At 58.9% G+C, this 5,355-nt stretch carries 6 protein-coding genes; all 6 read left to right on the top strand.

The window, feature by feature from the left end; all coding sequences use genetic code 11:
* Positions 1-445: 445 nt before the first annotated feature.
* The gene (locus tag AC3B8H_RS18110) at positions 446-928 is read left to right on the top strand and encodes an MSMEG_0572/Sll0783 family nitrogen starvation response protein (RefSeq protein WP_488442942.1); all 483 of its coding nucleotides are present in this window, start codon (positions 446-448) and stop codon (positions 926-928) included.
* Positions 929-998: 70 nt separating this feature from the next.
* Positions 999-2,006 carry a Nit6803 family nitrilase gene (locus AC3B8H_RS18105; protein WP_488442941.1) on the top strand — a complete coding sequence of 336 codons (1,008 nt, stop codon included), beginning with the start codon at positions 999-1,001 and terminating at the stop codon, positions 2,004-2,006.
* Entirely contained in the window at positions 1,984-3,096 is a 1,113-nt protein-coding gene (locus AC3B8H_RS18100; RefSeq protein WP_488442940.1) for an MSMEG_0568 family radical SAM protein, read from the top strand. The genes AC3B8H_RS18105 and AC3B8H_RS18100 overlap by 23 nt, the downstream gene beginning before the upstream one ends.
* 1 nt (position 3,097) lies before the next feature.
* The gene (locus AC3B8H_RS18095) at positions 3,098-3,640 is read left to right on the top strand and encodes an MSMEG_0567/Sll0786 family nitrogen starvation N-acetyltransferase (protein WP_488442939.1); all 543 of its coding nucleotides are present in this window, start codon (positions 3,098-3,100) and stop codon (positions 3,638-3,640) included.
* The gene (locus AC3B8H_RS18090; RefSeq protein WP_488442938.1) at positions 3,637-4,620 is read left to right on the top strand and encodes a sll0787 family AIR synthase-like protein; all 984 of its coding nucleotides are present in this window, start codon (positions 3,637-3,639) and stop codon (positions 4,618-4,620) included. Before AC3B8H_RS18095 ends, AC3B8H_RS18090 begins: the two co-directional genes overlap by 4 nt.
* A 1-nt stretch (position 4,621) precedes the next feature.
* The coding region (locus AC3B8H_RS18085; RefSeq protein ID WP_488442937.1) for an MSMEG_0565 family glycosyltransferase at positions 4,622-5,355 on the top strand (734 nt) is incomplete at its 3' end.

Genomic DNA, 5,355 nt, shown 5'->3' with positions numbered 1-5,355 from the left:
TTTGCCGGAAGTCGCGGCGGTCCGCCTGTCGAGATCGTTCGATCTCTACATCGAACATCGGCAGACCCCCACGCTAAAAGCTAACCAAAGCTCAGTCTAGGTTTATTGCCAACTGGGAAATTTATCAAACAGTCCGACCATTTTAAGATCAACGGATACGGCATGATAAAAACTGCGCTCGCCCCGACCTAACTCACGTTGTTTGTTTTGCTTTAGATTTTATCAATTCCTCTTTTGAGCATAACAGTTGGTCATTTTTTTCATCGATACAGATAAATTTCATCCCAATCTGTATTCGATAATTCGATAGCCACCTGATTCTGTTTTGAAAGTTCTCTGATCCGTAAAGTATGCCTCGTCGATCGCAATACGGGATTGACAGTCATTGTTCCTCCCGGCGTCGCTCTCCGTCGCCGGGTTTTTTACTGATCATGAGGAGATTTACATGCCAGCAGTTACCGCCCCCGCCCACCAAAAAGGCGATTTTTTTGTCGATTTCGAAGAAAAAGTCTTTGAAGACGTAAAAGCAGAACCCGGCCAAAAAGCCCTGGTCAAATTCCACACCGTCGCCTTCGAGGGCTCGATAGGCTTCGTCAATTTGTTGCAAGCCACCCGTCTGCAACGCAAAGGTTTCGAAACCTCCATTCTGCTCTACGGTCCGGGTGTGACGCTAGGTCTGCAACGCGGCTTTCCGCGCCTAGGCGACGAGTCATTTCCGGGCCACCAAAACTACGCCAACCAAATTGCCAAATTCATCGAAGAAGGCGGCAAAGTCTATGCCTGCCGGTTTGCGCTGCAAGCCCTGTACGGCCACGGTGAACCTAGCTTGCTGCCCGGCATTCGCCCGATCAGCCCTCTGGATGTGTTAGACATCGGGTTGCTGCATCAGCGCGACAACGCCTTCATCCTGGATACCTGGACCTTATAAGCCATACCCATCATTAGCCAGCGCCCGGACTCGCGTTCGGGCCTTCAGTTCTGCCAAAGGAGACCCTATTGTGACCCATCCCTACATCGTCAGAGCCGCGGCGGTGCAGATCGCACCGGTGTTCGAATCGGCGACAGCCACCGGCGACAAGGTTTGCCAGGCCATCAGCGACGCCGCCGCCAAGGGCGCGCAAATCGTGGTATTCCCGGAAACCTTCGTGCCCTATTACCCCTACTTTTCCTTCGTGTTGCCGCCGGTCGCCCAAGGGCGCGAGCATCTGAAACTGTACGAGTATGCGCCGACGGTGCCGGGACCTATCACCGATACGGTGGCGGCGCAAGCTAAGGCCCACGGCGTCGTGGTCGTTTTGGGCATCAACGAGCGCGACCACGGCAGCCTGTACAACACGCAATTGATCTTCGACGAAACCGGACGTCTGGCGCTGAAACGCCGCAAGATCACCCCGACTTATCACGAACGCATGGTCTGGGGCCAGGGCGACGGCGCCGGCCTCAAAGTCGTCGAAACCGGCATCGGCCGGATCGGCGCCCTGGCCTGCTGGGAACATTACAACCCGCTGGCCCGTTATTCGCTGATGGCTCAGCACGAACAGATCCATTGCAGCCAGTTTCCGGGCTCTTTGGTCGGCCCGATCTTCGCCGACCAAATCGAGGTGACAATACGCCACCATGCGCTGGAATCGGGCTGCTTCGTGATCAATGCCACCGGCTGGCTCTCGGACGAACAAATCGATGCGGTGACCACCGACCCGAATTTACAAAAAGCCCTACGCGGCGGTTGCTGCACGGCGATCATCTCGCCGGAAGGCCAGCATGTCGTCGAACCCTTGCGCGAAGGCGAAGGCATTCTGATCGCCGACCTGGACATGAATTTAATCACCAAGCGCAAGCGGATGATGGATTCGGTCGGCCACTACGCCCGCCCCGAACTGCTCAGTCTGCGCATAGACGACCGCCCTGCCGTACCGATGTTCAGCGATTCGCTGACCAACGTGCCAAACATTGTTTCCCCCATCAACCAAGAAGGAGAACGCCATGAGTCCCTTAGCCTTGGCTGACGCCGGCACGGCGGCTTTACTGCTTGATCTGCAATCCTTAGGGCTACGCCTGGAAGACAGTGCCGTTGGTATCGCTGGCCGGCGGGGCGGCGCCGGACCTTCCGACCACAAGGCCGTCAATTTCGCCGGCCGAACGGTGATGATTCCTATCGCCACCGCCTCGGCCTGTGAGTCGCCCTTCGTCGCCAGTCGCCCCGACCAACACGGCATCAGCGAAATTCGCCGCGACGGCGTTATCGTCAGCCACATCGAATTTCCGCGCCAGCCGCGCTTTTACGATTTGCAAACCGAGGACGGCATCCCGTACTCACAGATAGCCACGCTACATTCGTCGGACGTGCTGGCCACCACGCTGCTGCAATCCTGCATCCGCTACGGCAACCGCAAGACTTCCTGCCAATTTTGCGCCATCGGCGAGTCGCTGGCGGCCGGCAAGACCATATTGCGCAAGACGCCCGAGCAACTGGCCGAGGTCGCCAAAGCCGCCGTCGAGCTGGACGGCGTCAAGCACATGGTGATGACTACCGGCACACCGAATCTGACCGATCGGGGCGCGGCACTGCTGTGCGAAAGTGCCCAAGCCGTCAAGGCCGCCATCGAATTACCCATTCAAGGCCAATGCGAGCCGCCCGACGACGATTTCTGGTTCGAGCGCATGAAAGCCTGCGGCATCGATAGTTTGGGCATGCATCTGGAAGCGGTGACGCCGGCAGTGCGCGAGCGAATCATGCCCGGCAAGGCCGGCGTGCCGCTGGAACGTTACATGGACGCCTTCGACGCGGCAGTGAAAGTATTTGGCCGTGGCCAGGTTAGCACCTACATCCTGGCCGGCCTCGGCGACACGCCGGAAGCCATTTTGGCAATGTCAGAACGCTTGATCGCCAAAGGGGTTTACCCCTTCGTGGTGCCCTTCGTGCCGATCACCGGCACGCCGCTGGAAAACCATCCGGCGCCGACGCCTGCCTGCATGGCGCAAATCTTGCCGAAACTCGGCGCGATGTTGAAACAAGCGAACCTGCTATCCAAAGACATCAAAGCCGGCTGCGCCAAATGCGGCGCCTGCTCGGCACTTGCCAGCTACGAGGTGTGAGATGTGGACCGACGACTTTAAACCCTATTTCGCCAACGAATACCTGATCAAGTTCGTCACCCAGGACTGGGAGCGCCAGCAAATGCGGGCCTTGCGCCAAGCCGTGTTCTGCGAGGAGCAAGGCATCTTCGCCGGCGACGACGTCGACCCAATCGACGACATCGCCACGCCCATCGTCGCGATCGCCTGTGTTGCAGGTCTGCCCGATCATGTTGTCGGCACAGTGCGCATACACGAAGAAAAACCCGGCGTCTGGTGGGGCTCGCGCTTGGCGGTCGATCAGGACTACCGCAAGCAAGGAAATCTCGGCGCGGCCTTGATCAAGCTGGCGGTGACTTCCGCCCATGCCCGGGGCTGCAATACCTTTTTAGCGCAGGTGCAGGCGCGCAACCAACTGCTATTCCGGCGCCTGCACTGGCGCTCGCTAAAGGAAATCGAAGTCCACGGCCGCTCGCATTATCTGATGCAGGCTGATCTGGATTGGTATCCGCCCTATGCCGACGGCGCCATAGGTTTCGTCGCTACCTCCCGGATCGCGGCATGAGTACGCTGGCCGAATTGTCGCTGAGCATCCGCCAAGGCTTGGGGCTGGCACATAAGCGCGACATCGCCGAGGTGATGAAGTTGCTGCCTGCCACCGCCCTCTGGCATTCCAGCGCAAAGATTACCGTGGGCGACGACTGCGCCGCCATCCCCGACGGCGACGGCTACCTGCTGCTGGCAACCGAAGGCTATCTGAACGACTTCGTCGCCACCCAGCCCTGGTTTGCAGGCTATTGCGGGGTGATGGTCAACGTCAGCGACATTTATGCGATGGGCGGTCGGCCGATTGCGGTGGTCGATGCGATCTGGAGCGACGGCGCGCCCCAAGCCAAACCCATCCTGGAAGGCATGGCGACCGCCTCGCAAGTTTACGACGTGCCGGTGGTTGGCGGCCACAGCAATCTACGCAACGACCGCCCGCAGTTGTCGGTGGCGATCTTGGGCCGCGCCCAAAAACTGCTCAGCAGTTTCGCCGCCAAACCAGGCCAGCAACTGCTCGCAGCCATCGACCTGCGTGGCCACTTCCGCGAACCTTATTTATGGTGGGACGCCAGCACCGGCGCACCACCGGAACGCTTGCGCCAGGATTTGGAAATCCTGCCGACGCTGGCCGAAACCGGCCTGTGCGCATCCGCCAAGGACATCAGCAATGCCGGCGTGATCGGCACGCTGTTGATGCTGCTGGAATGCTCAGGCTTAGGCGGCTTGATCGACATCGAGGCGATACCGCGTCCCGCCGACATCGATCTGGAACGATGGCTGCGATGTTTTCCGAGCTTCGGCTTCGTACTCAGCGTCGACACAGACGACAGCGACTCGGTGATCGAACTGTTTACTCAACGCGGCATCGCTTGCGCAGCGATAGGCACCACCGACAACAGCCGCCAGATGCGGCTCACCAGTGGCGATGAACAACTGTTCTGGGACTTGAACGAACAGCCCTTGACCGGCTGCAGTCCTGACCTACCAGCGGAGAATTGACATGCAAACATTAAAAATCGCGATGCTGACCCATTCCGTCAACCCGCGCGGCGGCGTGGTACACGCCCTGCAACTGGCTGAAGCCTTGCACGACCTGGGCCACGACGTCACGTTGATCGCCCCCGCCGAAGCCGGCAAAGACTTCTTCCGGCCGGTGCGCTACAAAACCGTGCTGATACCGTTGTTGGCATTGGTCGGCGACTTGGTTGCCACCGTCGGCCAACGTATCCAGGCCTATATCGATTATTTCGCCCATGGCAACCGGGAAAGCTACGACATTTACCATGCTCAGGATGCCATCAGCGGTTGCGCGCTGGCGAAGTTGAAAGAGCGAGGCATTATCGAAGGTTTCATCCGCACCGTTCACCATTTGGATCATTTCGACGACATCTGGCTGTCAGACTGGCAAACCCGTTCATTCCTGGCTGCCGAGCAGGTGCTATGCGTCAGCCGCGACTGGAGGGACAAATTAAGCAACGATTACGGCATTGACGCACGACAGATCAACAATGGCGTCGATGCCCAGCGCTACACGCCCATCCCTCAAGCGAACGACAAGGAACTGCGTCAGGTCTTGGGCTTGACCCGAGGCGGACCGATATTTCTGGCGGTCGGCGGCATCGAAGCACGCAAAAACACCTTACGCATCTTCGCAGCCTTTCGCGAAGTCTTGCAACAACGCCCCGGCGCCCAGTTGGTGATCGTCGGCGGTGCCAGCCTGTTAGACCATGGCGA

The sequence above is a fragment of the Methylomonas sp. BG-2 genome, from assembly GCF_057766305.1.
This window is presented reverse-complemented; position numbering and strand designations above follow the sequence as displayed.